At 45.1% G+C, this 25,241-nt stretch carries 28 protein-coding genes and 5 pseudogenes; 18 read left to right on the forward strand and 15 right to left on the reverse strand.

Annotated elements, in window-relative coordinates:
• Nucleotides 1-36 precede the first annotated feature (36 nt).
• The gene (locus HCR01_RS26045) at nucleotides 37-228 is read right to left on the reverse strand and encodes a hypothetical protein (RefSeq protein ID WP_193198958.1); all 192 of its coding nucleotides are present in this window, start codon (nucleotides 226-228) and stop codon (nucleotides 37-39) included.
• Between the two features lie 105 nt (nucleotides 229-333).
• Between HCR01_RS26045 and HCR01_RS26050 the strand changes: the two are divergent.
• Together HCR01_RS26050 and HCR01_RS26055 are read left to right on the forward strand one after the other, a co-directional pair.
• A pseudogene (locus HCR01_RS26050) lies at nucleotides 334-1,092 on the forward strand (SDR family oxidoreductase).
• A 51-nt stretch (nucleotides 1,093-1,143) separates the two neighbouring features.
• Nucleotides 1,144-1,518, forward strand: a complete 375-nt coding sequence (locus HCR01_RS26055) for a hypothetical protein (RefSeq protein WP_193198959.1) — start codon at nucleotides 1,144-1,146, stop codon at nucleotides 1,516-1,518.
• A gap of 111 nt (nucleotides 1,519-1,629) precedes the next feature.
• Here HCR01_RS26055 and HCR01_RS26060 read toward each other — a convergent pair.
• Nucleotides 1,630-2,244, reverse strand: a pseudogene (locus HCR01_RS26060) (LysR substrate-binding domain-containing protein).
• A gap of 105 nt (nucleotides 2,245-2,349) precedes the next feature.
• Between HCR01_RS26060 and HCR01_RS26065 the strand changes: the two are divergent.
• The 4 genes from HCR01_RS26065 (at nucleotide 2,350) to HCR01_RS26080 (ending at nucleotide 5,653) form a co-directional block, all read left to right on the forward strand.
• Nucleotides 2,350-3,078 carry an NAD(P)-dependent alcohol dehydrogenase gene (locus tag HCR01_RS26065; RefSeq protein WP_320073176.1) on the forward strand — a complete coding sequence of 243 codons (729 nt, stop codon included), beginning with the start codon at nucleotides 2,350-2,352 and terminating at the stop codon, nucleotides 3,076-3,078.
• Between the two features lie 84 nt (nucleotides 3,079-3,162).
• The gene (locus HCR01_RS26070; RefSeq protein WP_193198960.1) at nucleotides 3,163-4,170 is read left to right on the forward strand and encodes a zinc-dependent alcohol dehydrogenase family protein; all 1,008 of its coding nucleotides are present in this window, start codon (nucleotides 3,163-3,165) and stop codon (nucleotides 4,168-4,170) included.
• A gap of 209 nt (nucleotides 4,171-4,379) precedes the next feature.
• Nucleotides 4,380-4,772 (forward strand): VOC family protein, encoded by a 393-nt coding sequence (locus HCR01_RS26075; RefSeq protein ID WP_193198961.1) that lies wholly within the window; start codon nucleotides 4,380-4,382, stop codon nucleotides 4,770-4,772.
• A gap of 173 nt (nucleotides 4,773-4,945) precedes the next feature.
• Nucleotides 4,946-5,653 (forward strand): class I SAM-dependent methyltransferase, encoded by a 708-nt coding sequence (locus tag HCR01_RS26080; protein WP_193198962.1) that lies wholly within the window; start codon nucleotides 4,946-4,948, stop codon nucleotides 5,651-5,653.
• Nucleotides 5,654-5,776: 123 nt separating this feature from the next.
• On the opposite strand, the gene HCR01_RS26085 is transcribed toward HCR01_RS26080, so the two are convergent.
• Nucleotides 5,777-6,448 carry a TetR/AcrR family transcriptional regulator gene (locus tag HCR01_RS26085; protein WP_193198963.1) on the reverse strand — a complete coding sequence of 224 codons (672 nt, stop codon included), beginning with the start codon at nucleotides 6,446-6,448 and terminating at the stop codon, nucleotides 5,777-5,779.
• Nucleotides 6,449-6,517: 69 nt separating this feature from the next.
• On the opposite strand from HCR01_RS26085, the gene HCR01_RS26090 reads away from it, so the two are divergent.
• On the forward strand, nucleotides 6,518-7,387 hold the full coding sequence (locus HCR01_RS26090) for an SDR family oxidoreductase (protein WP_226889630.1): 870 nt from the start codon (nucleotides 6,518-6,520) through the stop codon (nucleotides 7,385-7,387).
• A 50-nt stretch (nucleotides 7,388-7,437) separates the two neighbouring features.
• Here HCR01_RS26090 and HCR01_RS26095 read toward each other — a convergent pair whose 3' ends face one another.
• Nucleotides 7,438-8,355, reverse strand: coding sequence for a LysR family transcriptional regulator (locus HCR01_RS26095; protein ID WP_193198964.1), 918 nt, complete (start codon nucleotides 8,353-8,355; stop codon nucleotides 7,438-7,440).
• Between the two features lie 131 nt (nucleotides 8,356-8,486).
• Between HCR01_RS26095 and HCR01_RS26100 the strand changes: the two genes are divergently transcribed.
• Nucleotides 8,487-9,356, forward strand: coding sequence for an NmrA/HSCARG family protein (locus HCR01_RS26100; protein WP_193198965.1), 870 nt, complete (start codon nucleotides 8,487-8,489; stop codon nucleotides 9,354-9,356).
• Between the two features lie 34 nt (nucleotides 9,357-9,390).
• On the opposite strand, the pseudogene HCR01_RS40860 reads toward HCR01_RS26100, so the two are convergent.
• The 3 genes and pseudogenes from HCR01_RS40860 to HCR01_RS26115 form a co-directional block, all read right to left on the reverse strand.
• Nucleotides 9,391-10,773: pseudogene (locus HCR01_RS40860) on the reverse strand (restriction endonuclease); the annotation flags it as partial.
• Nucleotides 10,774-10,902: 129 nt separating this feature from the next.
• The gene (locus HCR01_RS26110; protein WP_193198966.1) at nucleotides 10,903-11,523 is read right to left on the reverse strand and encodes a Uma2 family endonuclease; all 621 of its coding nucleotides are present in this window, start codon (nucleotides 11,521-11,523) and stop codon (nucleotides 10,903-10,905) included.
• An 83-nt stretch (nucleotides 11,524-11,606) separates the two neighbouring features.
• On the reverse strand, nucleotides 11,607-11,942 hold the full coding sequence (locus HCR01_RS26115) for a hypothetical protein (RefSeq protein WP_193198967.1): 336 nt from the start codon (nucleotides 11,940-11,942) through the stop codon (nucleotides 11,607-11,609).
• Between the two features lie 147 nt (nucleotides 11,943-12,089).
• Between HCR01_RS26115 and HCR01_RS40865 the strand changes: the two genes are divergently transcribed.
• From HCR01_RS40865 to HCR01_RS26125, 4 genes and pseudogenes are all read left to right on the forward strand, one after another.
• Nucleotides 12,090-12,380, forward strand: coding sequence for a hypothetical protein (locus HCR01_RS40865; protein WP_413773970.1), 291 nt, complete (start codon nucleotides 12,090-12,092; stop codon nucleotides 12,378-12,380).
• Nucleotides 12,377-12,577, forward strand: coding sequence for a hypothetical protein (locus tag HCR01_RS40870; RefSeq protein ID WP_413773971.1), 201 nt, complete (start codon nucleotides 12,377-12,379; stop codon nucleotides 12,575-12,577). Before HCR01_RS40865 ends, HCR01_RS40870 begins: the two co-directional genes overlap by 4 nt.
• Nucleotides 12,510-12,758 (forward strand): annotated as a pseudogene (locus HCR01_RS40875) (transposase); the annotation flags it as partial. The gene HCR01_RS40870 and the pseudogene HCR01_RS40875, both read left to right, overlap by 68 nt.
• Nucleotides 12,759-12,789: 31 nt before the next feature.
• Nucleotides 12,790-13,152: a hypothetical protein gene (locus HCR01_RS26125; RefSeq protein WP_193198968.1), complete on the forward strand. Its 363-nt coding sequence runs from the start codon at nucleotides 12,790-12,792 to the stop codon at nucleotides 13,150-13,152.
• A 132-nt stretch (nucleotides 13,153-13,284) separates the two neighbouring features.
• Here HCR01_RS26125 and HCR01_RS26130 read toward each other — a convergent pair whose 3' ends face one another.
• Nucleotides 13,285-13,659 (reverse strand): nuclear transport factor 2 family protein, encoded by a 375-nt coding sequence (locus HCR01_RS26130; RefSeq protein WP_193198969.1) that lies wholly within the window; start codon nucleotides 13,657-13,659, stop codon nucleotides 13,285-13,287.
• Between the two features lie 290 nt (nucleotides 13,660-13,949).
• On the opposite strand from HCR01_RS26130, the gene HCR01_RS26135 reads away from it, so the two are divergent.
• Nucleotides 13,950-14,366, forward strand: a complete 417-nt coding sequence (locus tag HCR01_RS26135) for a hypothetical protein (protein ID WP_226889631.1) — start codon at nucleotides 13,950-13,952, stop codon at nucleotides 14,364-14,366.
• On the opposite strand, the gene HCR01_RS26140 is transcribed toward HCR01_RS26135, so the two are convergent.
• Both HCR01_RS26140 and HCR01_RS26145 read right to left on the reverse strand, forming a co-directional pair.
• Nucleotides 14,260-14,733 (reverse strand): transposase, encoded by a 474-nt coding sequence (locus HCR01_RS26140; protein ID WP_226889635.1) that lies wholly within the window; start codon nucleotides 14,731-14,733, stop codon nucleotides 14,260-14,262. The two genes, HCR01_RS26135 and HCR01_RS26140, sit on opposite strands and share 107 nt — an antisense overlap.
• A 321-nt stretch (nucleotides 14,734-15,054) precedes the next feature.
• Entirely contained in the window at nucleotides 15,055-15,225 is a 171-nt protein-coding gene (locus HCR01_RS26145; RefSeq protein ID WP_193198970.1) for a beta-Ig-H3/fasciclin, read from the reverse strand.
• A 487-nt stretch (nucleotides 15,226-15,712) separates the two neighbouring features.
• Here HCR01_RS26145 and HCR01_RS26150 point away from each other — a divergent pair, with 487 nt between their 5' ends.
• The 4 genes and pseudogenes from HCR01_RS26150 to HCR01_RS26165 all read left to right on the forward strand — a co-directional run bounded on the left by HCR01_RS26150 (nucleotide 15,713) and on the right by HCR01_RS26165 (nucleotide 19,179).
• Nucleotides 15,713-16,006 (forward strand): hypothetical protein, encoded by a 294-nt coding sequence (locus HCR01_RS26150; RefSeq protein WP_193198971.1) that lies wholly within the window; start codon nucleotides 15,713-15,715, stop codon nucleotides 16,004-16,006.
• Nucleotides 16,003-17,046 carry an AI-2E family transporter gene (locus tag HCR01_RS26155; RefSeq protein WP_193198972.1) on the forward strand — a complete coding sequence of 348 codons (1,044 nt, stop codon included), beginning with the start codon at nucleotides 16,003-16,005 and terminating at the stop codon, nucleotides 17,044-17,046. The genes HCR01_RS26150 and HCR01_RS26155 overlap by 4 nt, the downstream gene beginning before the upstream one ends.
• A gap of 46 nt (nucleotides 17,047-17,092) precedes the next feature.
• Nucleotides 17,093-18,163: pseudogene (locus tag HCR01_RS26160) on the forward strand (DUF389 domain-containing protein).
• Between the two features lie 140 nt (nucleotides 18,164-18,303).
• The gene (locus tag HCR01_RS26165) at nucleotides 18,304-19,179 is read left to right on the forward strand and encodes a GNAT family N-acetyltransferase (protein WP_193198973.1); all 876 of its coding nucleotides are present in this window, start codon (nucleotides 18,304-18,306) and stop codon (nucleotides 19,177-19,179) included.
• A gap of 283 nt (nucleotides 19,180-19,462) precedes the next feature.
• On the opposite strand, the gene HCR01_RS26170 is transcribed toward HCR01_RS26165, so the two are convergent.
• The 5 genes from HCR01_RS26170 to HCR01_RS26190 form a co-directional block, all read right to left on the reverse strand.
• On the reverse strand, nucleotides 19,463-20,098 hold the full coding sequence (locus tag HCR01_RS26170) for a response regulator transcription factor (protein ID WP_193198974.1): 636 nt from the start codon (nucleotides 20,096-20,098) through the stop codon (nucleotides 19,463-19,465).
• On the reverse strand, nucleotides 20,095-20,934 hold the full coding sequence (locus HCR01_RS26175; RefSeq protein WP_193198975.1) for a S1C family serine protease: 840 nt from the start codon (nucleotides 20,932-20,934) through the stop codon (nucleotides 20,095-20,097). Before HCR01_RS26175 ends, HCR01_RS26170 begins: the two co-directional genes overlap by 4 nt.
• A 299-nt stretch (nucleotides 20,935-21,233) precedes the next feature.
• Nucleotides 21,234-22,136 carry a S1C family serine protease gene (locus HCR01_RS26180; RefSeq protein WP_193198976.1) on the reverse strand — a complete coding sequence of 301 codons (903 nt, stop codon included), beginning with the start codon at nucleotides 22,134-22,136 and terminating at the stop codon, nucleotides 21,234-21,236.
• A 248-nt stretch (nucleotides 22,137-22,384) separates the two neighbouring features.
• Complete coding sequence (locus HCR01_RS26185; protein ID WP_193198977.1) at nucleotides 22,385-23,002, reverse strand: exopolysaccharide biosynthesis protein; 618 nt, start codon at nucleotides 23,000-23,002, stop codon at nucleotides 22,385-22,387.
• Nucleotides 23,003-23,244: 242 nt separating this feature from the next.
• The gene (locus HCR01_RS26190; protein WP_193198978.1) at nucleotides 23,245-23,934 is read right to left on the reverse strand and encodes an HAD family hydrolase; all 690 of its coding nucleotides are present in this window, start codon (nucleotides 23,932-23,934) and stop codon (nucleotides 23,245-23,247) included.
• 362 nt (nucleotides 23,935-24,296) lie between these two features.
• On the opposite strand from HCR01_RS26190, the gene HCR01_RS26195 reads away from it, so the two are divergent.
• Nucleotides 24,297-25,169, forward strand: coding sequence for a uroporphyrinogen-III synthase (locus HCR01_RS26195; RefSeq protein WP_193198979.1), 873 nt, complete (start codon nucleotides 24,297-24,299; stop codon nucleotides 25,167-25,169).
• Nucleotides 25,170-25,241 lie beyond the last annotated feature (72 nt).

A 25,241-nucleotide genomic window follows, 5' to 3' on the forward strand; every position in this document is an offset into this window, starting at 1 on the left:
AAAATTTACCCCTTGATGACCAAACCCCGGCATGAATTACGTAAACAATTGCAAACTGCTTAATTGGTAAGCGTTTCCGCTTTTCTTAGTGCCATTCATCGCTTGACCCATGACTACTAGATTTTCCCACGGGCTGGCTTGACCCGCAGCGCCTGAATCAACGGAGTTAAGGCTGGTGGGGGCTGGCGACGGTTGAATGATAGCAGTAGCCGTCATTAATGTCATCACACTTCATTGCTGCATATGTTTCATAACTCTATGCTGATTATGTTATCTAGTCAATAAATTCTATCTGATCTATCGTTGAGCTATGACTCACAAAAGGAGGTAAGCATGATGATGCTTGAGAATAAAGTTGCCTTGGTCACGGGAGGCACATCCGGAATTGGCAGAGCAACGGCAGTCGCCATGTGTGCGGCGGGTGCAAAAGTCGTGTTTTCCGGCAGACGCGAAGCCGAAGGTGAAGAGACGGCGGCACTGATTCGTGATACTGGGGCAGAATGCTTGTTTGTGCGCTCAGACATGTCGAGTGAAGCGGATATCCAAGCTCTGGTGGAGAAAACAGTCGCAGCCTACGGCAAACTCGATTGTGCGTTTAACAATGCTTGAATCGATCCTCCTGTCAAACCCCTGCACGAACAATCGATCGAGGAGTTTGACAAACTCATGGCAATCAATGTGCGAGGACTATTCTTGTGCATGAAGTATGAGATCCAACAGATGCTGAAGCAAGGCTCAGGTGTGATTGTGAATAACTCCTCAATGGGTGGGTTAATTGCGTTTCCAGGCGTATCTCCCTATATCGCTAGCAAACACGCAGTTATGGGACTGACGCGCTCTGCGGCGCTCGACTATGCCAAGCAAGGCATTCGGATCAATGCCATTAATCCTGGCTTGATTGCGACTGAGATGATGGAGCGCCTCGCGGATGGGACGGGCAATACGGCGGATGGTTTCGCGTCTACGGTGCCAATGGGACGCATGGGTCAGGCGGCAGAAATGGCTCCAGTGGTCGTGTTCCTGTGTTCTGATGCTGCCAGCTACATCACGGGACAACCTTTGGCAGTTGATGGGGGATTCACAGCGACCTGAGCGAGTTGTCGATTACCAACACCCCTTGAGTTGAAGAGAATCAAAAAGCTCATGTCTACTACACGGTTTCGCCGTATCCTCTGGTTGGGTGCGATCAGCATCGCCTGTGTCGTTGGATTGATGATCTACACCTGGCCTAGTGGCACAGGTGAGTATCAGCATACTCCAGACCAACGCTATCGCGCTGATGCTAAGGCACTGCAACGTCGCACACTTACAGGTAAGCAGATTCACTATCTAGAGTTTCAGGTAGAATCCACCGCCGATCAAACTGTAATTTGGCAAGCTACTTATTATCCTGCTACGACTGATGAATGGATTGATTACGGCGATCGCAGCATCCAATTTATTCATTGGAATGACAGCAATACTGCCGTTTCGTTCACCTTACCCAATCAGCGCGTGTTGACCGTTCCAGTTCCTTGAATCGTATCTTTGTGATGCAAACATAGATTGTTTGCTCAGCCCAACTCCAGTGATGCGATCGCACTGCAAATTTAACCAGGATGCCTCTGTCCCTCATCGCTTGACCCATGACTACTGAGTTTTTCTACGGGCTGGCTTGACCCGCAGCGCTTGAATCAACGGCGTTAAGGCAGGCAGTGTCTGGCGGTGATTGGGGTGATAGAGGTAGTAGCCGGGAAAAGTGGGACACCACGCCTCCAGCACCCGGATCAGCCAACCCTCAGCAACCGCGTCAGCGATTTGATCTTCATAGAGATAGGCAATCCCCTGTCCCGCCAAGACCGCCGCCAGAATCAGATCGGCATCATTGAAGACCAGCGATCCATCGACTCTAACTTGAAATGATCGCCCCTCTTGCTTAAACTCCCAGGGTTAGAGCGCCCCAGAAGTCATAAATCGGTAGTTGATGCAGCGATGATTCGCCAAGTCTTGGGGAATGTTGGGTGCAGGGTAATCAGCGAAATAGGCAGGTGAACCCACAACTGCCGTTTGCAGATCCCGTCCGACTCGCACTGCAATCATGTCTTTAGCGACTTTTTCACCCAGTCGGATGCCCGCATCATAGCGGCTCTCCACAATATCGGTTAGCCCTTCGTCGATCATCACCTCAACGCGAATCTCTGGATACGCAGCCAAAAAACTGGGCAGCACCGGACAGAGAACAGAAGTTGCCGCGTGTCTTGGCATGGTAATCCGCAGAGTTCCAGCAGGTTTGTCACGTAACTCACTGAGAGCCGCTAGTTCCGTATTGATGTCTGCAAACGCCAGTTAGAGCAATATTGTCTCGAAGGCGTGACTACCACCTATGACGGCATTGACAGACAGGATGGCAGCATCACACGCGGCGGTTACTCGAATCAATACATTGTAGATACGCACTTTGCCTATCACCTACCCACAGGTCTTGATCCAGCTAGTGTCGTACCTCTACTCTGTGCAGGTGTAACAACCTGGTCGCCACTACGTCAGTGGGATGTGACAGGTAAGACGATTGATATTGTCGGACTGGGGGGACTCGGACACATGGCAGTGAAATTTGCTCATGCGTTGGGTGCTCAGGTGACGCTATTCAGTACATCTGAAGACAAGCTTGCCGATGCAAAAGCGCTGGGAGCCGACGCAGCAATTCTGTCTACCGACGAGGCACAAATGGCAGTTCAAGCCTCTCGCTTCGATTTCATCCTCGATACTGTTTCTGCTCATCATCCGCTTGATCCTTATCTGCGATCGCTCAAACTCGATGGCACACTCTGCTGTTTAGACATTCCCAAGGCACTAGATTTCAGCCCGTATTTACTCACGACGGGACGACGACAAATCGCTAGTTCAGGAGTAGGCGGAACACTGGAAACACAAGAGATGCTGGACTTTTGCAGTAAATACAAGATTGCAGCCGATGTCGAAGTGATCGCGGCAGCAGATATTAATCATGGGTTTGAACGACTGGAGCGCAAAGAAGTGCGCTACCGACTGGTCATTGACATATCTACGCTGAATGCGCCCGCTAGAAACCCTGCTTGATTCGGAAGTCTGAAGCAATTTCAGCAGTTAGAGTCGGATCAATTAGATTCGCGACGAAACAATACAACAAGAAGAACTCTTTAAATGCGACGTTGGATTTTGAAAGCTGGCGCAACCGATCTCGATGGACTGGTTCTGGAAAATGCGCCGATGCCGGAACCCAGAGCAGGCGAAGTGCGGATTCGCGTTCGTGCTGTGTCCTTAAATTACCGCGATCAACTCGTACTCAAGGGGCAATTTGCGAATCATTTACCTGCACGAAATCTGATTCCAATCTCAGATGGAACGGGTGAGATTGACGCGATTGGAGCAGGTGTAACTATGTGGGCAGTCGGCGATCGCGTCACCGGATTACTGCTGAACTGGCAGCGAGGCGCACCAACAGAGCTTGGCTTTGGTCTCGGCTCCCTCAGTGAAGATGGAATGCTCGCTGAATATGTCGTGCTGCCCGGCGATCGCTTTGTGCGTGCACCTGCCAGCTTAGACGATGCCGAAGCCGCAACGCTTCCTTGCGCTGCATTAACGGCTTGGAACGCTATTCACGGGGGCTATCCGATTGGCAAACAGAGCAAAGTTCTGGTGCTGGGAAGCGGTGGCGTATCGCTGTTTGCGATGCTGTTTGCCCGTGCAGCAGGCGCTCAGGTGATTGCGACATCGAGCCAGGATGCCAAGCTGAAGCGGTGGCTGGATGTTGGTGCCAGTGATGGGATCAACTACCGGGACACCCCGGACTGGGGCAAAGCGGTGTTCGAGCGAACGGGCGGTGTCAACAAGGTCGTCGATACAGTTGGGACAGGTACGCTGAGTCAGTCATTAGCGGCACTTACATATGGAGGTGAAGTGGCTCTGCTGGGGTTAATGTCCTTTGACGATCGTCCACTTGATTTTATAGCGCTGATGGGTAAGAGTGCATCTGTTCGAGGCGTTGCGGTAGGCAGTGCTGAACTGTATGACGCGATGGTGCAAGCGATCAACACGCACCAGATAAAGCCACCGATTGATCGCCGCTTCCGCTTTGAGGAGGCGAAGGCTGCCTATCAAGCCCAATCATCGCCAGACCTCTTCGGCAAAATCGTCATCGATCTGGTGTAAACAGAAAGGAATAGTTTGTAGTTTTTCTGAATTTCACTTTAACAGCATAAGATCATTGACATGAGATTCCTCAATATTGGCGGGTGAGAAATGTCAGTCAGAATAGTGCCTACTAAGATTTAGATGGTGCTATGAATCTCTTGTTGTGCGGACAACAATGATCGCCAACAGTTAAACCCGGCATGACACCGACGTGAAGGAGAGAAAGCATGTTCAATCACATTATGGTTGGGTCGAACGACATCGAGCGATCAAAGCGCTTCTATGACGCGGTGCTCGGAACGCTGGGGGCGGGCGAGCCGCTACGCAACAAGGCGGACACTGGCCACACTCGGCTGTTCTACCGACACGACGGCGGCACCTTCTGGGTCAGTGAGCCAATTAACGACGAGCCAGCGACCTTTGCCAACGGCGGCACCATCGCCTTCAAATGCAACTCGTCCGAGCAGGTACATAAATTCCACGACACAGCAGTTGCACACGGCGGCACCTCAATCGAAGACGCGCCGGGTCTACGCAACAGCAGCTTAGGGGCTGTGCACTTGGCATATGTGCGCGATCCCGACGGAAATAAGCTCTGCGCCATCCATCGCGTCAAGTGACCGAGTGCTCGTAGCTCACTAGGATCGGCCCTAGAGCGCCATGCTGCCCAACTATGCGTTCAAGCGGACGAGCTACGCCCGCCGTTAACTTAGGCGTTCGGCAGCTGCGCGCGGCTTTCCATTGCAACATTCAACTGTGTAAAACATGAATCTCGACCTCATTCACTTCCATCATGCAAAACCAACAGTCACCCATCCTATTTGACCAAAAGGCTGCGGCTTCCTACGACGAGAAAACCGCTCTTTGGGCGTCAGGGCGTGATGCGCTCTTTTCGTTAATGCGCCTGATTTTCGCCGAGCTTCCGGCTGAGGCACGGATTCTGTGTGTTGGTGTCGGCACCGGAACGGAAATGATTGCTCTGGCGCGAGCCTTTCCGCAGTGTCAATTCACGGCGATCGAGCCTGCGTCTGCGATGCTGGACATCTGCCGTCAAAAAGCCGAAGAAAATGGCATCACCTCGCGTTGCACCTTCCACGAAGGCTATCTCGACTCGCTGCCCGCTTCTGACCCGTTCGATGCGGCGACTTGCCTTTTGGTCTCTCAATTCTTGCAGGAAGCGGAAGAGCGGAGCCACTTTTTCGGTCAAATCGCGCAACGCCTTCGTCCAGGCGGCGTTTTGATCAGTTCCGATTTGGTTCTGGGCATGTCGCCTCCGGTTCATCAAAGCTTGTTTGAAGTTTGGCTGCGAATGCTCGGAGGCTCCGGCTGGAGTGAAGAAGACATCGAAAAGGTGCGCGCTGCCTGGCGTTTTCATATCGCGGCTTTAACCCCACCTGAAATCGAAGCAATTATCGCAGCGGGCGGCTTCAATACTCCGGTGTTGTTCTTCCAAACCCTTTTCATTCACGCTTGGTTTTCAAAGCGAACGGCGGCGGATTAGAAGTCCCCAACAGCCGCCGAAGCGGGCGAGCTGAGTTGCTCACAACCTCATCTATACTCATCTATCTAATGCTAGCTACTACCTCAACCTCAAAAGAATGGATGCGGAGTCACAAAACCTGGATTAATACGCTGGTGTCGGTGAGGCTAGGTGAGCTAATTTTTGAGTGAGATAAGATAACAGCATTTCGTTAATTTCCTGCTCAAGATGCCCATCTTGAAGTAGGTCTGAGCATTCGATTACCGCCGCATGAGTCAGCGCTTCAATTGATCGCTCGATGACAAACACAGTATAATCAAGCTTTTGCGGCTGGATGCGATAAGCCGGAGGCTTAACGGCTTCAGCCGTATCGCACTGCTTCGCTAAGTAACTTCGCAGTAAATCAGTCATGCGATTTTCCATCTCAGTTCCACTCAGTCTAGGCACTTGCTCGTGCAGAACTTTGTGCAGCGTCGGGTCGATCGCATGAGCGGCAATACTGGCTTTCACGATTTCAGGCAAGACAACTGCGATCGGCGCATCGAATAAATCCCTCAGCTTCGATTCGATCACTTCCATCATGCTGCTGACATGGCGAGCGCGTAGGGCAGCAATCAGCGATGCTTTGTTGGGAAAGTACTGGTACAACGAACCAATGCTGATGCCAGCGCGTTCGGCAATGCGATTGGTACTCGCCTTGTCGTAGCCTTCTGCGGTCAAAATGTGAGCAGTTGCCGTCAATATTGCATCAACTGTGAACTTAGAACGGTCTTGCTGCGGCAGTTTACGAGGATTTGTCTGGGATTTTGAGGTCATAAAATTGCGGTTGGAAATGCGAGTTGTGAATGTGAGCTAATACTCGTATTATCTGAGTTATAGCTCACATTGAGGAACCAACCCATGATTTTAGTCACTGGTGCAACCGGAAATAATGGTTCAGAAATCGTCAAAATGCTTGCCGCGCAAAACATTCCCGTCCGAGCAATGGTTCGCAATCGTAATCGTACCGGAGCGATCGCACTTCCAAGCGTCGAAGTGGTAGAAGGAGACTTTGATCGCTCCGAAACGCTGCTGAGTGCCTTGAGCGGTGTAGACCGGGCGTTCCTGGTAACAAACTCATCGGAACACGCACAAGCACAACAACTCGCTTTTGTGGACGCTGCCAAGCAAAGTGGGGTCGCACACATCGTCAAGCTGTCGCAGTTTGCCGCCAATGCTGACTCCCCGGTGCGCTTTTTACGTTATCATGCAGCAGTCGAAGCAGCTATCCAAGCGTCCGGGATGGCGTATACCTTTCTACGCCCTAACCTGTTTATGCAGGGCTTGTTAAATTTCAAATCGACGATTGTCACCCAAAATGCCTTTTACGCCGCAATCGGCGATGCCAAGGTAAGCATGATTGATGTCCGCGACATTGCCGACGCTGCGATCGCTGCCCTGACGGGAACTGGGCATGAAGGGAAGATCTACGACCTCACAGGTTCGCAAGCCCTGACACATACGGAAATGGCACACTATCTCTCTGATGCGATCGGTCGCAAAATTACCTTTGTCGATATTCCGCCTGAGACGATGCTAGAGACGTTATTGAGCGTTCATTTCCCTACTTGGCAAGCAGAGGGGTTGCTTGAGGACTATGCTCACTATCGGCGGGGTGAAGCGTCAGTGGTTGCTTCTGGTGTGCAGGATGCAACTGGGAAGGCACCGCGAAGTTTTGAGACATTCGCGCACGACTATGCCCCAATGTTTGGCTAGGTCTAGGTTTCTATGTCGATGGCATGAGATTTTGGGTCATTGAGCAGGTTTTAATCGACCACATCAGTTCGCTTGAGGGCATCCACCAACTCTGTCATGAATTCAACAAAGACACGCACTTTAGCCGAAAGATAACGTTTTTGGGGATACAGCACGGCGATCGAGAGTCCAGCTTGAGTCGCGTAGGATTGCAGAATCGGTTGCAGGTCACCCTGTGCGATCGCGGTTGCAGCAATAAATTTAGGCAGTTGAACCACACCCGCGCCTTGAATCACTGCCTCTAAAATGACTTCTGAATTATCAAATCGGAGATAACTATCCACAGCCAGGTCAATTGTTTTGCCATCTTGTTCAAACTTCCAGGTCGGTTCTTGTCGGCTTTGCGGATAGATAAAGTTGATACAGCGATGCTGCGATAGCTCTGTGGGCGTTGTAGGCACACCCTTCTGAGCGAGATACTGCGGTGAGGCACAGGTGATATAGCGTGCAGTTGCCAGGTGATGCATGATTAAACTGCTATCGCTGCTCAGTCCAATTCGCACGGTTGCATCAATGCCTTCCTCAACTAGATCAATCAGGCGATCATTAAACGAAACATTCAGCTTAAGGTCAGGGTATTGCGCGGTAAATTGTAGTAGAGCCGGAGCAATATGCAGTTTGCCAAACGTAAAGCTGAGATCAAGCCGCAACGTTCCGATCGGCAGGGACTGCGATTGTTTAACTTCGAGTTCCGCTTCTTCTAAATCGTTAAAAATTTGCTGAACCCGTTGATAAAACCGATCGCCTTCTTCGGTCAGCGTCAAACTGCGCGTCGTTCGCCCAAGCAAGCGCACCCCCAAGTCATCTTCTAAGCGCAATACGGCTCGACTCACGGCTGACGGAGCCATGCCCAACTGCCTTGCTGCCTCTGAAAAGCTGCCACACTGGGCGGAGCGTACAAAAATCATCAAGCTTTTGAGCTTGTCCATTGCTGCCACCGCATCTTTGAATTTTTTGCACAAGTGTTTTGAAGTTTAACTACTTTTTCTCTGCTTTTGCACAAGCTACTGTTAAGACAAGTTGAAATTTCAAACCCACATCCAATAGTGAGCAACCAGATATGACACAGCAAACAAACCCAGAGCGACTCATTTTAGTCACCGGAGCGACGGGCAATCAGGGCGGTGCGATCGCCCGTCACCTGCTCCAACGCGGCAAGTTCAAGGTTCGCGCAATGGTTCGCGATCAAAATAAGCCTGCTGCCCAGGCGATTCAACAAGCAGGAGCAGAACTCATTCAGGGAGATTTCAACGATCAGGCTTCACTCGATCGCGCTTTGCAAGGCGTTTATGGCGTTTTTTCGATCCAGGATTTCAGAGACGGAGTGGACACCGAAATCCGTCAGGGCAGCGCGATCATAGACGCGGCTTCATCGGCGGGTATTGAGCATTTTGTCTACAGTTCGGTAGGAAGCGCCGAGCGCAACACGAGCATTCCCCATTTCGACAGCAAGTTTCAAGTCGAAGAATATGTGCGAGCGATCAAGTTGCCCTACACAATTCTGCGTCCGGTGTTCTTCTTTTACAATTACAACGGGATGCGCCCAATGATTGAACAGGGAACGCTTCCCCAGCCGCTCAGTCCTGAGACGAAATTGCAGCAACTGTCTGAAGAGGACTATGGGGCAATGGTTGCCGAGGTGTTCGAGCGTCCCGCAGACTTCATGCACCGCGAAATCGAAGTTGCCAGCGTGGAGATGACCATGCCAGAAATTGCTACCGCGTTTAGCCGCGTCCTGGACAAACCCGTTAACTACCAACAGATTCCGTTTGAAGCGTTTGAGCAGCAAGCTGGAGAAGAAGTGACGATCATGTTTCGCTGGTTTGAGAATGTTGGCTATGCGGCGGATTTAGCCCAGTTGAAACGTGATTTTCCTGCACCAACCGACTTTGAATCCTATTTACGCAATCACGGTTGGGCAAAAAATTAAACAACAAACAAATGAAAGTATTAATGGTAGGGAGTAAGTCAGCCGTAGACAGGGAATAGTGACAACCAGGTTTACTAAAATCTGGTGTTAGTTTTTTGCTGCTGATTTCGTAACGATAGCCTAACAACTTGGGGAAAGTAATTTCACAATCAATCCTTTCTGGAAGTGAGCGTACACAAGTAGGCGGTAACCCCGGTTTCGGGACTTTGTTTGAACCAGCACAGGGAATAAAGGCAAAGGGAATACCATAGACTTCGGCATATTCCGGCTCAAACATCCCTTGGTCATTGCTGGTATAACTAATGCGTCTTAGACCCCTTCCTACTACTTGTTCGCACAAAAGCTGAGTACCAAATGCCCTCACCCCCAAGATGTGGGTAACTGTATTGGCATCCCAACCTTCAGTCAGCATGGACACTGAGACAACACAACGGATATGTTCACCCAACTTGCCAGCTTTACCTACTGTGTTAAGTACCTCACGCAACAGGTCTTCATTAGTGATTTTGTCTGGGTCTTGACCTGGATATCTATTTCGGTACTCAGTTTTAAACTCTTCTATCTCCCGTGCTGCCAGTTGCTTAAACTCAGCAGTCATGCTTTCCCCAGACTCTAACTGCTCACTGTCAATCAGAATTGTATTGGGTCGAAATGCCCAGTTATTATCTTTGACATTGTTAAACACCGATAACTGACCAGGGGTTAAAATAGGTCGGCCATCGGGGTAAGTTTTACCAGTATCCCAACCGCAGATATAGTCATAAACCATCTTCGAGACGCTGGTATTGTTGCAGACTACGATAAAAACTGGTGGTGTAAGTCCCTTTGCTTGTGCCTCAGAATTTTGCTCCCAAGCTTTGTAATTCTTCTCGTAGTTGCTATACAGCGTCCGCAGCGCACCTTCTAATTCCTTGGGTAGTTTTGGTTCTGGAGTTGAGGGAACATTTTCTTTAGAACCCCTCCCCTTCTTGGGCAGATGGTCACGAATTAGTGTCCAAATGTTGCGATAAGTAGGCAGTTCTCCCTTCATGCTGTCATCAGATACAGGCACACGAGGGATTTTGACAATACCAGATTCAATAGCATCAATTAGAGAGAAATCGGATACAACCCAAGGAAATAATGTCCCTTCCTTATAGCTTGAACCTTTTAAGAAAAACGGGGTAGCTGAGAGATCATAAACTACCTTTACCCCTAATTTTTGTTGGGTAGCTTCTAACCCAGAAATCCAAACTCTCGCCTCTTCTTCATTTTTTTTCGCTTCCTTTAAATCATCACCTTTATATTTTTCTTCATCACCACCAACACGGCGACGGTAACAGTGGTGTGCTTCATCATTAATAACAATGATATTTTTCTTATTCCCCAGCCCTCAACATACCCGATTAACCATCTGGGATGGGGTTTCAGTAAATGGGAATTGCTGTTAAATTGTACCAGTGGTAGCCGCAACAAAATAAGCGCTCTGCTGTTAACAAAGCGCTTTAAGATTGATGATTTCTAGCGAAAATAACAACTATATTTTAGGATTATTTTGTTGATATCATCAAAATGTTTCTGCTGAAGCAGCCTGAAAAACTTGCTCAGCAGTCAAATTAAGTTCTGGAAAAGTTAGTGATTGAATGCGGTCTTTTCCTCGAAATTGAGTAACTTGATACTCTCCATCAACTAAAGCGTAAACTGATATTGTTGGTTGCTTGGGATTGCCTATAAATCGCTTTCCACCAAGAGCAGCATAGTCAACAATCCAATATTCGGGAATACCCATTTCTTCGTATTCCCCAAATTTGAGGAAATAGTCATCGCGCCAATTTGTACTTACAACTTCTATTATTAATGGAATCGATTCTGCTTGAGAAACTGTTGATGATTTTTTCCAAAGTGGTTCATTAGCTAGGTTAGGTAGATTCAATATCAAAACATCTGGAATATAACCAGATTTTTTGTCTACTGCTTTAACTAATGCTTGGCTAGGAATGGAATACGCAAGGTTTAATCTACGAATTTCAAAATTGAGTTCTCTAATCAGAAATGCTTTGACTAACTCATGGTCGCCTGTTGGCTGCATTTCTACTATGACTCCTTTATGTAATTCATATCTCCCGTTCTCTGGTTTCCACTCCAGAAATTCTTCAAATGTTATTGGCTCAACTAAAGGTTGAAGCATAATATTGTTTCCTTCATCTGCTTACCCTTTTTAAATCAGTTGGTGGGTAGCTTACTATTTTATTTGTAGCTCCCACCTGTATTTTACGCTGCGAGCATTAGTACTAATTCCCGTTCTGCTGATACTGGCTGATACTCTAACAGCCTCCGCCATTTCCCAGCCGTTAGCATCTCAAACGGCTTGTCTAACAAGTCCTCGCAAGACAGAGTTTTCACATCATTTTCAACCATCGACAGTGACCAAACAGCATCTAACGCTGAATCACACGGTATTCTTCCCTGATGCTCCTCTGATGCTTGTACAAACCACCACCGATTATCAGTACAACCGACTTCGCCTAGTTTTATGTTGTCATGGTAGATCCCATCGTCCATCAGGTCAAATTCAAACTTCTCGCATTCTGCCGCAATCTGTGCCATTGTCTCGTTACCAGTGGTGGTTAAGGCTTCTTGCTGCTCCTGTACTAGTACTCTGTCACAGCAACTTTGCGGAGTTTAACCAGTTTTGATAAGCTACTTTTGGGTGAGTAAAGGGTAGGATCATGGCAAAAAAAATATACTGTCTGTTTGACACCAGAAGAAGTTGAAAAGTTGCAAACAGTTATTAGGTCAGGAAAGACTAAGGCGCGAACTATAACCCGTGTCCGCATTATTCTAATGAGCAATGAGGGCAAAACAGATAAAGCGATACCTTCGGCACACTTCGTGAACGCGCATAACCTTGGGGTGAATGTTTCAACAGTAGAACGCACTCGGCAGAGATTGGCAACTGGAGGTATAGATTTAGTACTAAACGAGCGTCCACACCCACCGAAGACACCCAAAATTAATGGTGAGGTGAGCAAGAAGCTTTTTTGATTGCAACAGCGTGTTCAAAAGCACCAACAGGGAATACACGTTGGACATTGAGATTGTTAGCAGACCGGATAGTGAGTTTAGGCATTGTAGATTCAATTAGTTATGAAACAGTGCGTAGAACTTTAAAAAAGACGCATTATCCGAAAATTAGAGTTCCACTACACACCAAAACACGCAAGCTGGTTAAATCAAGTTGAGATTGAACTATCGGTTTTATCGCGTCAATGTTTGTCAAGACGAATTCCCGATTTACAAACATTATCTGATGAAATCACCACTTGGGAAAAACAACGCAACCAACAAAAAGCAAGTGTTTGTTGGCGCTTTAAAACTACGGATGCACGTAGAAAAATGGAACGTTTGTATCCAACCATATAACCCAGCAAACTTGCTGTGACAGAGTACTAGTTTGGAGTTGAGTGGTGGCCCCATCGCAGGCTGGAAAACTGGACTCATCTTTTTAGTTGGTGGTACACTTACCGGAGCAACCACAGGCAAGGCTTTAGATTTCTACTGTGGGCGAGTCGAGCAGCGGCTAATCTCTATTGAGAGGCAGAGGGTAGAGAAAGAAACGCGAGAAAAGGAAAGGGCGCAAAAAGAAAGGTTAGAGAGGGAGAAGCGAGAGCAAGAAATCCTAGAAGCAGAAATTGCAGAAAGGAAAAGGATACAGACAGAGGCGGCACTAGAAGAACAACGAAAGTGGCTTGAAGAACATAGACAGCAGGATCATAAATACGATGAAGATTTTGAGCAGGATGAGCAGGATGAGTAGGATGAATAATTTTTTGGAGCTATGAGCGAGTATTAGACGCTTTTTGCAGTTTGACAATCTATTAGTTATCTACTAACTGCTTATTGCAGTTAGTAGATAATTGTACTGATAGGTTGTAAATCAGATGCTCTGTTAGTCTAGTACTTGGCTAACATGAGCAGCCACGACTTGCCAGTTACCTTGTGGCTGTGACTGTACCCAAACTCTTGTGTATCGGTAGATGTCGGCGAAAGCTTTGCCTTCATAAGTACCAGCAACCTCCATTTTTACAGTCACCACAGCTGTATTACCGTAGAGTTGCACTCGCTGTTGTTTACTTTGGAGTAAAACAAGTTTTTGAATATCCGAGCGATGTGCTTCTAAATCCATCTGTTTATCAATTAATTCGCCAGTATGCGTCGTGAACACAACTTCATCAGCAATCAGTTCTTCTAAGGCTGAAACATCATTTTTGAGCATAGCCTGCCGGAGCTTTTCTTCCAATTGTTCAATTAAAGTGATTACCATATTGCTCATGGAGTGCTTTTGACTAACTATTTTTTCTGCGAAACTTTTCTATATAAATGTTTAAAAACGGCAACTAGATAGAACATTTATGCATTAACCCAAACAAAGCTAAGGGCTTGATATTACTGTTATAAATCAAAATCAAGGCTGAATGTTTCACTATCATAATTCTCAAGTTCAGAATGTGTTGATGAAGACAGTCGTCGAGAGATGGGCAATGCGGAAATTATTACAACGGCGTTAGTAGCAGCGATGTTCTTTAATGGCAATCAAAGCAAAGCTTGCAATATATGAAAGACCATCTGCTAGTGCCTAAGATGTTAGAAAAATCACGCTTCAATCGACGATTACATAATGTATCAATGTTGCTCAACGATGTGTTTCATCAAGTGGGAATGATAGTCAAAGAAATTAGTGATTGTACGGAATACCTTTTAGACTCATTTCCAGTACCAATGTGCGATAACATCCGAATATTTAACGTGGGATTAATCAAATCAGAAGATTATAGAGGTTACATAGCATCAAAAAAACGCTATTTCTACGGGGTGAGAGTGCAGTTATTAACCACTAAAAGCGGTATCCCAGTAGAGTTTGCCTTCATGCCTGGTAGCGCAAATGAGATGCTGCCAGTCTTGAAAAGTGTGAGGAATGAGTTTTGGCCCTTGGTATCTCCTCCAACCAAGCGAAAACTCGACCTAGATTGATAGCGGCAGCTGTCAGGATATGCTGTAAATGAGTTTTAGCTAGCCCAATATAACGGCAGTCGCGCATTTCAAACGCTCGAATTCCTTTAGAGATAGTTCCTTCAATACCTGAACGCAGTGCATACTGTTTTTGAAATTCCTCAGTTTTTTGTCGAACTCTTGCTTTTTGAAGAGCTTCATACTCAGATTGCACTTGTATGATTAACCCACGGGGGTTTGTTTTTGCATGAGTACATTGATTCCGAACTGGACAACTCTTGCAATCACGCTGCCGAAACTCAACGTAAATTACGGGTTTGCCATAAATATTTTTTATTCTTTTTCCAAAGGTAACTACGCTCGATATGTTGCACCATTTGCGACTCAGTTAGGCTAAATCCAATAGATCTCTTGCAAAAGTCCGAAAATTATTAGTGTCATTTTGACCAGAACATATGTGGAGGAAAGAATATCCGAGATGTTTCGCTCCGCTCAACATGACAATTTAAGCATTTATGCAAGAGGTCTAATAATTAAAGCGATCGCACCGAGCCACGCCAAAATAGTAATGAGTAACTCCATTGGCAAATATTATTAGCTACTGGTATCACTAATAGTAATTTTGTGCCACTATGCAAGCTTCTATTAAAGCTTACAAATAAGTGACACAACCTCTAACTAAAAAATCTCAAGTCAGAAAAAAGTTTTGTTAGGGCGTAGCCGGGGTTACAGTTGGAGTCGCGGCTGGTGGTACTGCTGGTGGCGCTCCTGTTGGTGTTGCTGCTGGTGGTGCTGTTGGGGTTTGTGCAGCAGGTTCACAGGCTCCTAGAAGTAGGCTAAGTCCAATAGATGAAGCGAGAAAACAGAATTTTCCGTTCATAAACCCTCCTTTGAGAATAATAAGTCAAAAGCTATAATATCAGTCTATGTAAAAGTATTGGACATAGGCAATCAATATTTAAACACTTACTTGATCATGAGGGATTTGGTAAATATTGACATCCGTCATTAGTAGCACATCGTTTTCAGCTTAATAGTTGAGTTCCAATGATTTACCCATCGCAAATGTTTAAAACTAAGCTTGCAAATCCCAAAGGTAGACAAATTAATATTTTCACTCAGCAACACCCGTAATTGGCTAAGCTCTATCTGTAGCCTGAATATTCAGACTCTTCTACGTGATAGTTAACGTTGTGGCTTACCGAATGCTGTGATATTTTCTACAAATTGCAAGGTACTGTTAGCGACGCGATCGCCATTTAGCCTGCTGTCACTTTATACTCACATTTAAGGTGCAGCCTGAAAATAGTAGAGACGTTACATATAACGTCTCTACATGTGATTCATGAAAATGCCAACTGCTGTATATGTCAGTACAAAAATCCCATACGATTTTTTGGTCTTGGTTAAAAATTACTTTGTCAGCATTTTTATTGTTGAGTGCGATCGCTTTCTTGCTGCTTATATTATTCACTATTCTTAAAGTACCTTCCTTCGTAATTGGTAATGACACATTTTGGTTATTGCGTTGGCGCTATGAAGCAGATGCTAGTTATGTAATTGCCTTCAATCCTTGGTTTTTACTTACCATAGCGGCTGCTATTGGTTTTCTAGGACTTTGGCTAAAAAAGCCTAAGCGGCACAGGAGAAAGACAAGATGAAACTAGGGCAATGCTTGGGTTTACTAGTACTATTTTTTTCGCTCTACATCCTTTGGCAAATTCGGCAGTTAGTATTACTTTTATTTACTGCTGTAGTGCTGGCGGTGGCGATTAATCAGCTAGTTTGGCGATTTCAGCAGTCTGGGGTCAAACGGATTTGGGCTGTTTGGCTGAGTTTGGGTATTATCGTGACACTGTTAGTTGGTGTTTTCTTGTTGATTGTGCCGCCATTTATCGAGCAGTTTCAGGAATTGGTAGTGCTTTTACCAACTGGAGTAGATCAAATTCAACGGGGTATCAACTGGTTAGAGGAACGCATTCCCCAAATCTATTTACCGGAAATTCCCGACATCAATGGTCTAATTGAACAACTACAACCTTGGATTACAAATTTATTACAACAGGCGATCGCTCTATTCTCTACCTCTATAACTGCAATATTAGAATTTCTCTTAGTTATAGTTCTAACTTTAATGCTACTTGTTAATCCGCAGCCCTACCGCAGAGCTTTTGTATGCGTCTTCCCTGCCTTTTACCGTTCGAGAGTTGAGGAAATTCTCTCTCGTTGTGCGGAAGGTTTGGGCGCTTGGACAATCGGTGCTTTGATTGAAATGGTATTTATTGGTGTTCTTTGCGGACTTGGCTTATGGATTTTACAAGTACCACTTGTACTAGCTCATGCAGTCTTAGCAGGATTACTCAACTTTATTCCCAATATTGGCCCAACTTTGAGTGTAGTGCTACCAATGGCAATAGCTTTTCTTGATGCACCTTGGAAAGCCGGGGCCGTAATAATTTTATATATCATAATTCAAAACATTGAAAGCTATTGGCTTACTCCAACTGTGATGGCAAAACAGGTAGCGCTATTACCTGCTATGACACTGACGGCACAAATTGTCTTCGTTACCCTTTTTGGCGCTTTAGGATTACTGATGGCGATACCGCTGGCGGTAATTGCCAAGATTTGGACACAAGAAGTGTTATTTAAAGATATTTTAGATAAGTGGCGGCAAGTTCCTTCATCAGGTTCTTACTAACCAAAATGTCTAGACAAATTAGCGAATAATGGGGTAAGAAGGCGTTGTGATAGAAAAATTGCAAAACCGCTTTCGGAATTTTAGAAGGAAAGTAGCTGAGCCTGTCAAAATCCAACAGCTAGAAACAGAGTTGCTAGCTGAATCAACATTAGACTCATCCTACCTAGTTTTAATTTTTGGCTCCTGTGCCATAGCTACTTTTGGTTTATTGTCCAACAGTAGTGCAGTCATCATCGGAGCTATGATCATTGCACCTTTGATGTTGCCAATTCGAGCTTTAGCTTTTGGTGCGTTGCAAGCGAATGTGGTTTTATTTCGCCAAGGAGTATTTGCTGTAATAGTTAGGGATAATTGCTGCAATTGCGATCGCTTACCAGTTTAGGATTATTTACGCGTCTTCCTACCTTTGGTAGTAAAATCCTAGCACGTTCCGAACCAACACTATTAGATTTAGGGATAGCGATCGCAGCTGGAAGTATCAGCGGCTATGCTAAAGTTGAGCCAAAAATTTCTGGAAGTTTGGCGGGAACTGCAATTGCGGTTGCGCTCATGCCTCCTGTTTGTGTGATTGGTTTAGGGTTATCACAGGCAAATTTCTCACTCAGTTTCGGAGCAACCTTACTTTACCTAACTAACCTATTAGGTATCACTCTTTCCTGTATGCTCACATTTCTGATAGCAGGTTACACATCTGTACGTCGAGCACGAAAACCCCTGACTTGGACTTTGGCTTTAACCGCAATTCTTCTAATTCCTTTGGGTGTCAGCTTCTTCCGACTTGTACGGCAATCCCAGCTAGAAATCAGCGTTAGACGAGCATTATTAAACAGAACTGTTACTTTTCAAAGACTAGAGTTACTGACAAATCAAACAAAAAATCAGCGTTAGACGAGCATTATTAAACAGAACTGTTACTTTTCAAAGACTAGAGTTACTGACAAATCAAACAAATTGGCTAACTAATCAACCACAAATCCGTCTAAATGTGCGAGCAAAGGAACCTGTAACCCCTCGACAAGTGCAGTTATTGGAAGAGTTTATTGAGCGAGAAATGGGACAACCTTTCACTTTAATTTTCCAAGTTGGTGAAGTGGAAGAAGTGCGGCGAGAAAAGTAGTAGAGGTGCAGGGGGCAGGGTGTAGAGACGTTGCAATGCAACGTCTCTACCTATCGCATTATTTTTTTTAGTTGGTATTAGATTTACTGGAATTTATATTGTAGTATCTGTAGCATGAGATAGTGAGTTGATAGTAATACATGAACCAGTATCACTTTAAACAATCATTCTCTGCTGACCCTGCCTTAAGCAATAAGCTTTTTGACTTGTTGGAAAACACATTTCCCGGACTCAGTAGTTTGGCAGAATGTGGGAGAAAACTAGGTGCATCTTGGGAAACAGCTTCGACACCGTTTATTCGCTTTCATGATGATATAGCCATTACTCATGTGGGAGTATTAGAAATTCCCATGCAAATCATGGGACAAAGGCTAACTGTGGGAGGAGTCCATGCGGTAGCTACCCGTGCGGAGTTTCGTAGGAGAGGCTATTACCGTCAAGTGATGGAGGAAGTTCTGGAATACTGTAACCAACATTATGAAACACTTGTACTGACGACACTACAACCAGAGTTTTACTTACCTTTTGGCTTTCGCATTGTCGAAGAACACATTTTCAAAGTCAAGTGTGACTCCACAGGTAGCGCTGATGGCTTGAGAACTCTGAATTTTGCAGATATCAAAGATTTCACATTGCTGCACAGGCTTTTAGAAACGCGCACGCCTGTATCTAATATAGTTGGGGTAGTCAAGGAAAAACCCTTGTTTTGCGTTAATGAAGGAAGCCGTCCCTTATACTATGCGGAAGATTTGGATTTAATCGCTTGCATGGAGATTGAAGATAGCAGACTTCATCTTTTTGATCTGGTGGCAACGCAGACATACTCTTTAAACGAGATTCTGGCTAGGATACCTCAACCCATTGCAGAGGTAGTAATCTACTTTAGTCCTGAACGTCTCGATGTCAAAGATGTGCAACCATTTCCTCATGAATTTGATGAAACTGTGCTGATGGTTCGCGGTAAATTTGCAGCGGAGAGGGAAAAATTTATGCTACCGCGTTCTGCGAGATGTTGAGGAAAAGAGGGTAGTCAAAATAATTCATAATTGATAATTCATAATTCATAATTAATTATTTGGCATTGCTGAATTGAAGTATGAAATTTCAAAACTTAACATCTTAAACTCTTACTCTCTGCGCCTCTGTCTTGAAAAGTTTCCTACGGCGGGAAACTCCGAAGTTCTGATCGCCGGACGCCGGCGCTCAGACTTCTCTCCGCCTACAGAACTTTTCGCTGCGTCTCTGCGTGAGATAAATTCATACCTGGATTCAGCAACGCCAATTATTTGGTCAGGAGAATCACAGCATAATTAAACCTAGTCGCACACCCACAGCAACAGCCTCAGTACGGGTGGAGACACCGAGCTTTTGAAAAATGGATGAAAGATGAAATTTAACTGTATGCTCGGAGATGTGTAAACCTTTAGCGATCGCCTTGTTACCCAACCCAGAACCGAGCATACCTAAAACCTCTATTTCTCGTGGTGTCAAGGTTTGTACAGGATTTACCACTACTTTTTCTCGCACAGAAAGCAACTCTAAAAAATCTGGGTGTAGCACTACTAAACCAAAAGCGATCGCCTCAACAGCAGCCACAATTTCCGACTCTGTACTAGTACTGGGTAAAATACCCCGGACACCAGAACGTAAAGCCATCTCCAAGTCGATGCTGTCAAGTTCCTCAACAATTACCATAATTCTCAATGGGTATTGCTCCTCTTGAATCAGCAGCAATTTTTCCCACACCGATTGTTGAGGATTTCCGCTCAAATCTAGTAGCACCACATCGGGTTGTAATTGCCCAACTTCCCTTGCGAGGACATCCAAGTCGGATGCACTTCCCACAACCGTCAGCGTAGTAGAATTACTAGTCACCACAGCTGATAACCCTGCCCGCACCACAGGGGAAGTAGCAACTACCATGACTCGGATCATGTCGCCTCCACAGCATTCCCACTCTGCATCGCAATATACACAACAAATTGCTGTCCACCGCGCAGTATTTGTAGGGGAATTGATTGGTTATTGTTGCTTTGATGGAGATATTTAGCTAAATCGTTAGGGTTAGTAAACAAACGCCCTGCAACTCCAATTAACACATCACCGATTTGTACTCCAGCGGTTTCTGCTGCACCATCAGGTAAAATTGACAACACTAATAAGCCCAAGGTACGTCTGTCTAAAAGCACAGGTTGCAGTGTTACTCCCAGTTGTGGACGATTATCACCGCTCAAAAAACGGTCTACAGTGTTGCTAGGGACTGCTATAGCTAAACCATTGGCAATCATAGTGTTAATGCCTACGACTCGACCGAGACAGTCAGCAAGCGGCCCCCCAGAATTACCAGGATACAGCCGCAGATCTGCCATAACTGCCCGCGAATTATTGGCGGAGATAATCCCGGTAGTTACAGCACCACTGTCTGCAAAGGGATTTCCTACTGCTAAGACTAATTCACCGACTCGCAGCGCTTCAGAATTACTAATTGTTGCAGCAGTTAAGTTAGTGGTAGCAATTCTCAGGGCTGCTAAATCTTGTTGTGGATCAAAGTGTGTACGCACTGCATCAAATTTTCGTCCATCTGACAATTCCACAGTGGCGTTGTTGCTAGTTGCTACGTGGGCATTAGTGATAATTAGTCCGTTAGGTTGCCAGATTACACCAGAACCGATTCCTAGAGAACCGCTGTTTATTTTGACGGTGCTATGACGTAGCTTAGTGGCTAGTGCTGTTAATTCGGCGGCGATGTTGGTAAATGTTGTGTTTGCCATGTTGTACAATTTTTGGCGTTGTTTCGTGTTCTGAACTCGAAGTTTCGTGTTCTGATCTCGAAGTTCCGTGTTCTGATCTCGAAGTTCCGTGTTCTGAGCTTGAAGTTTCGTGTTCTGATCTCGAAGTTTCGTGTTTTGATCTTGAAGTTCCGTGTTCTGATCTCGAAGTTCCGTGTTCTGATCTCGGAGTTCCGTGTTCTGATCTCGGAGTTCCGTGTTCTGATCTTGGAGTTTCGTGTTCAGAAGCTCAACGTTCGAGTAAAAAGGTCGAAGTTCTAAATTACGTTCTAAATTACGAATTACAATGGTCGTTCACCAATTGCGATCGCTAACTCAACTAACACCCCACCGCGTACAAGTTGGACTTTGACGGTTTGACCAATGCGATCGCCACTATTGAGAAGCGCCAGGACATCACCAGTATCACTTAATGTAATACCATCAAATGTTACTAATACATCGCCAAGCAAGACGCCTGCATTATCAGCAGGGCCGGAGGGTTCGACGTTGACGACAATTACTCCGCTAGCAGAAGTTAAATTGAGGGCAGTTTTGAGATTTTTTGGTAGGCGTACAGGTTGCATACCTACACCCAAGTAGCCTTTAGAAATACGTCCTTTTGCTACCAATTGGTCAACGATGCGATCGACTGTAGCAACGGGAATAGTCAAAGCAGTACCACGCCGCCCTGATGTATTCATGCCTACTACATAACCAGCAGCATCTACAAGGGGCCCGCCTGCAAAGCCGGAGTAAAGGGTAATGTCTGGACGAATGAATTGGTCAATATTACCACCGCTCATGCTTCGCCAAGCACCACTAACTACACTCACCGCACCCATCGCCGCTCTTAAGTCACCTTCGCTACTTCTTGCTAGTCCTAGTACCAGATGACCAACTTTGAGCGTTTTAGTATCGCCAATTTTGGCCACGGGAATTTCTGCATCTTGGAGTTTAAAGACAGCTACATCGGTGCTAGAGTCATGACCAATGGGTGTAACGGGTATAGTACGACCATCTGATAGGGTGATGGTGATTTCGTCATAGCGCTGGAGCGACTCATCAGAGGTAACAATGATCCCATTACGCCAGTGAATACCGCTTGGAGAAACACGTTTACCCGCATTCACAGCAACCACAGCAGTCCCAGCTTGCTCTACGGTGTCAGCTAAACTGTTAGACAAAGCCAGTAATGAAGACATAAGATTTCTTTGCAAACGTTCCTAGATGCTCATATCTTGCCGTTTTCTCCTTACAAATCACATTAGAAAAATGGGCAGAATTCACCCTAGAAAAATAGCTAGGTAATACCGATTCAATTGGTAGAGACCTTGCATTGCAACGTCTCTACATGGTCTATCTGTCACATTCTTTTTTTAATTGGTATAAGAAAGCAGACGAGCAGGGGAGCAGAAGGGGAAAATAGAAAAATTTCTTCTCATTCCCCAGCCTAATTGAATTGCCGTTGAATAGCTGTAAATCCTGCGGAGAATAACGCTGCAATTACACTTGCCATAATTGCCAGAACCACACAAGCGCCTAAAGCTCCCAAAACTATTACTACCCCATCTTGCTCAATCATGCCTAGACTAATTACAACTATGGCGATAGCGGGTGGTAGATTACCAAAAGGTATCGGTAGTGCAATGACAATGGCAAGGATGAGAAATAATAGTCCTAGAAGGCGTTGTCCCAGAGGTGAAGCGACAAATTTCCAGCGGGGACGAACTACACTCTCGAATTTTTCTAGGATTGAAAGAATTTTATTGATCAGTTTCTCAAAATCTTGGCGTTTCAACGAGCGATTAGCTATCCAATTTGGTAGCCGAGGTTTAGTAAAACCTAAGAGCAACTGCACTGAAACTATCATTAAAGGTAGACCGATAATTGCAGAAACTCCAGCGATAGGTAGTGGTAAAGCTTCTGGTAATGCACAAAGAAGTAAGACAGGAGCAAAAGCGCGATCGGCCATATCATCTAGCAAATCTCTGAAGTATAAACGCTCTCCTGAATGGCGTTCTAAGAAGTCCCGTAGTAATTTAGAGGTCTGCAATTGTTGTTTTGACATGCTTTGACGGTCTGGGGTTAAAAGGGATTAGGCGATCGCTATTAAGGATTAAGAACAAAGTCAACTACTGAATTTTATAGCCTGCGTTGAGGCTTCAATCCCAGCCCATAGTAAGACTTTTGATTCCCTTACACTGCGTTCCAAGGAGTAAAAATTCACTGGAAGCAGAAAATAGCTAGTACACTACGGTATAAATAAACCACCCATTCCCCATACCCCACGCCTCTTGTAGATGGAGTTTTTTATATCAGCTTTTCTTCGATTATTTCCTCAAATAGCTCGTCCAATAATTCGCCTGCTTGTTCTAATGAACTCAACACTCGGTAAGCTAAACGTGCTGTTTCAGGAGATGGAAATTCTATATCAGGAACCATAATTACACACATTCCAGCCTTAAAAGCTGCTTCCACGCCTACAGATGAATCTTCAAAAACCATACACTGCAAAGGAACAACATTAATTGCGCGACTAACTTCTAGAAAAATATCTGGAGCGGGCTTGCCCTCAGCAACATCTTCGCTCGTTACAATAGTCGGGAAATATTGCTGAATACCTGCGTTGGTTAAACGTCGGATTGTTCTGATTCGAGATGTCCCAGTTGCCAATGCAATAATTACTCCTAGGTTATTTAGTTTGTTGAGTATATCTAATACACCGGCTTTTACTGGCAGACCTTCTCGCATTTCTCGCTCATCGCCAATTTTAATCCGTTGTGCTGTCACTGACGCAAAAGGAAAGCTTTCTCCATATCTTTTTTTTAGTATTTTTTCCCGCCATGACAAATCTCGACCGACAAACTCATTATAAAAATTGTCACTCATGACATAGCCATGATTTTCTAGGGCCTGCTTCCAAGCCCATCGAGCAATACTTTCCGTATCAAAAAGCAGACCATCCATGTCAAAAATTACGGCTCGGAAATTTGGTGACACATTAAGTCCTTTGATTACAGCTTGACAATATCGAACTATGTAATTATGCCCTTCTTGGTAGTCTGAAACTTAATTAGCTTAATAATTGTCAGTGAAACCCAACAAAGGTTTGAAAACGTTAAGTTGCACTCCAGGAAGCCACCTTTGGTGTCTACGTTCCTCAACCTACCTACATACAGCAGATTTCAGGTAAATGAACCACATAAATAAAACCCGAAACCCTGTAGAGACGTTACATCTACGGTCTCTACATGTAACGTCTTTAATTTGCGTACCTAGTGGCATAAATCCTCAAACTTCCTCTAACTGAGATGAGAAAAATAGAGCATCGCTTTTAAAATAAAAACAAGCTAAGCAAAAATATGGTAAATCTCAATCAATCTGCCCTTAACTTCAAATCGGAAGCAATCAATCTGCTAACTCCATCTAGGAAATTGCCTTTATACGGCAAGAGAATTTTAGTCACAGCACCAATAAACTATGCTTCTAGATTCTCTGAACAAATCATTAAAAAAGGTGGACTTCCGGTTATCATGTCAACTATCGAAACCTGCCATCTATTAAACTACACTGAGTTAGATACTGCTCTCAGAAAAATAGATACATTCGACTGGATTCTCTTTACTAGTAGAAACGGCATCACTGCATTTTTTGACCGGATGAATGATTTACAGATTTCCACATCTGTGCTGCAAAATTGTCAATTGTGTGCTTTGGGAAAAGACTCAGAAAGCTTATTATCTTTTTGTGGCCAGGTGGATTTGATCCCGACAGAATCTAGCCCAGCCGGAATTGTGGCAGAATTAGCAAAAATTCCCCAAATTAATCAGCAAAAAGTGCTGATACCTGCTCCTGAAGTTGTTGGTTTGCCTGAGCCTGATGTCATACCAAACTTGATCTCAGAATTGCAGAAATTGGGTATACAAGCAACTCGCATACCCACATATATTACGCAGGGTGTAGACAAAAATATATATAGTATTGAATTAAACCTAATTCGTCAAGGAATTATAGATGTAATTGCTTTTAGTAGCACGGCGGAAGTAGAAAGTTTTTTGACAATGGTCAACTCACAAAATGATTATGAACATTGTGTTGTTGCTTGTTTTGGGCCTTACACAGCTGCCAATGCTCAAAAGTTAGGTGTAAATGTCTCTATCGTGTCAAAAGATTATAGTTCATTTGAGGGATTTGCTGAAGCGATCGCAGAATTTTTCACTTTGGCTTCCAGATAAAAAAGCCAGATTATGGTAGCTTTCAATCAGATATCTCTCTGCCCGTATAATCTGACTTATCTGAAAAACCTG

The sequence above is a fragment of the Nostoc sp. MG11 genome, assembly GCF_014904695.1.
GTDB lineage: Bacteria > Cyanobacteriota > Cyanobacteriia > Cyanobacteriales > Nostocaceae > Komarekiella.

Excerpts from the sequence above, each read along its gene's own strand:
- HCR01_RS26055 (WP_193198959.1), top strand. The coding sequence starts at position 1,144 with ATGTCTACTACACGGTTTCGCCGTATCCTCTGGTTGGGTGCGATCAGC.
- HCR01_RS26070 (WP_193198960.1), top strand. The coding sequence starts at position 3,163 with ATGCGACGTTGGATTTTGAAAGCTGGCGCAACCGATCTCGATGGACTG.
- HCR01_RS26075 (WP_193198961.1), top strand. The coding sequence starts at position 4,380 with ATGTTCAATCACATTATGGTTGGGTCGAACGACATCGAGCGATCAAAG.
- HCR01_RS26080 (WP_193198962.1), top strand. The coding sequence starts at position 4,946 with ATGCAAAACCAACAGTCACCCATCCTATTTGACCAAAAGGCTGCGGCT.
- HCR01_RS26085 (WP_193198963.1), bottom strand. The coding sequence starts at position 6,448 with ATGACCTCAAAATCCCAGACAAATCCTCGTAAACTGCCGCAGCAAGAC.
- HCR01_RS26095 (WP_193198964.1), bottom strand. The coding sequence starts at position 8,355 with ATGGACAAGCTCAAAAGCTTGATGATTTTTGTACGCTCCGCCCAGTGT.
- HCR01_RS26100 (WP_193198965.1), top strand. The coding sequence starts at position 8,487 with ATGACACAGCAAACAAACCCAGAGCGACTCATTTTAGTCACCGGAGCG.
- HCR01_RS26110 (WP_193198966.1), bottom strand. The coding sequence starts at position 11,523 with ATGCTTCAACCTTTAGTTGAGCCAATAACATTTGAAGAATTTCTGGAG.
- HCR01_RS26115 (WP_193198967.1), bottom strand. The coding sequence starts at position 11,942 with ATGGCACAGATTGCGGCAGAATGCGAGAAGTTTGAATTTGACCTGATG.
- HCR01_RS26130 (WP_193198969.1), bottom strand. The coding sequence starts at position 13,659 with ATGGTAATCACTTTAATTGAACAATTGGAAGAAAAGCTCCGGCAGGCT.
- HCR01_RS26135 (WP_226889631.1), top strand. The coding sequence starts at position 13,950 with ATGAAAGACCATCTGCTAGTGCCTAAGATGTTAGAAAAATCACGCTTC.
- HCR01_RS26145 (WP_193198970.1), bottom strand. The coding sequence starts at position 15,225 with ATGAACGGAAAATTCTGTTTTCTCGCTTCATCTATTGGACTTAGCCTA.
- HCR01_RS26150 (WP_193198971.1), top strand. The coding sequence starts at position 15,713 with ATGTCAGTACAAAAATCCCATACGATTTTTTGGTCTTGGTTAAAAATT.
- HCR01_RS26155 (WP_193198972.1), top strand. The coding sequence starts at position 16,003 with ATGAAACTAGGGCAATGCTTGGGTTTACTAGTACTATTTTTTTCGCTC.
- HCR01_RS26165 (WP_193198973.1), top strand. The coding sequence starts at position 18,304 with ATGAACCAGTATCACTTTAAACAATCATTCTCTGCTGACCCTGCCTTA.
- HCR01_RS26170 (WP_193198974.1), bottom strand. The coding sequence starts at position 20,098 with ATGATCCGAGTCATGGTAGTTGCTACTTCCCCTGTGGTGCGGGCAGGG.
- HCR01_RS26175 (WP_193198975.1), bottom strand. The coding sequence starts at position 20,934 with ATGGCAAACACAACATTTACCAACATCGCCGCCGAATTAACAGCACTA.
- HCR01_RS26180 (WP_193198976.1), bottom strand. The coding sequence starts at position 22,136 with ATGTCTTCATTACTGGCTTTGTCTAACAGTTTAGCTGACACCGTAGAG.
- HCR01_RS26185 (WP_193198977.1), bottom strand. The coding sequence starts at position 23,002 with ATGTCAAAACAACAATTGCAGACCTCTAAATTACTACGGGACTTCTTA.
- HCR01_RS26195 (WP_193198979.1), top strand. The coding sequence starts at position 24,297 with ATGGTAAATCTCAATCAATCTGCCCTTAACTTCAAATCGGAAGCAATC.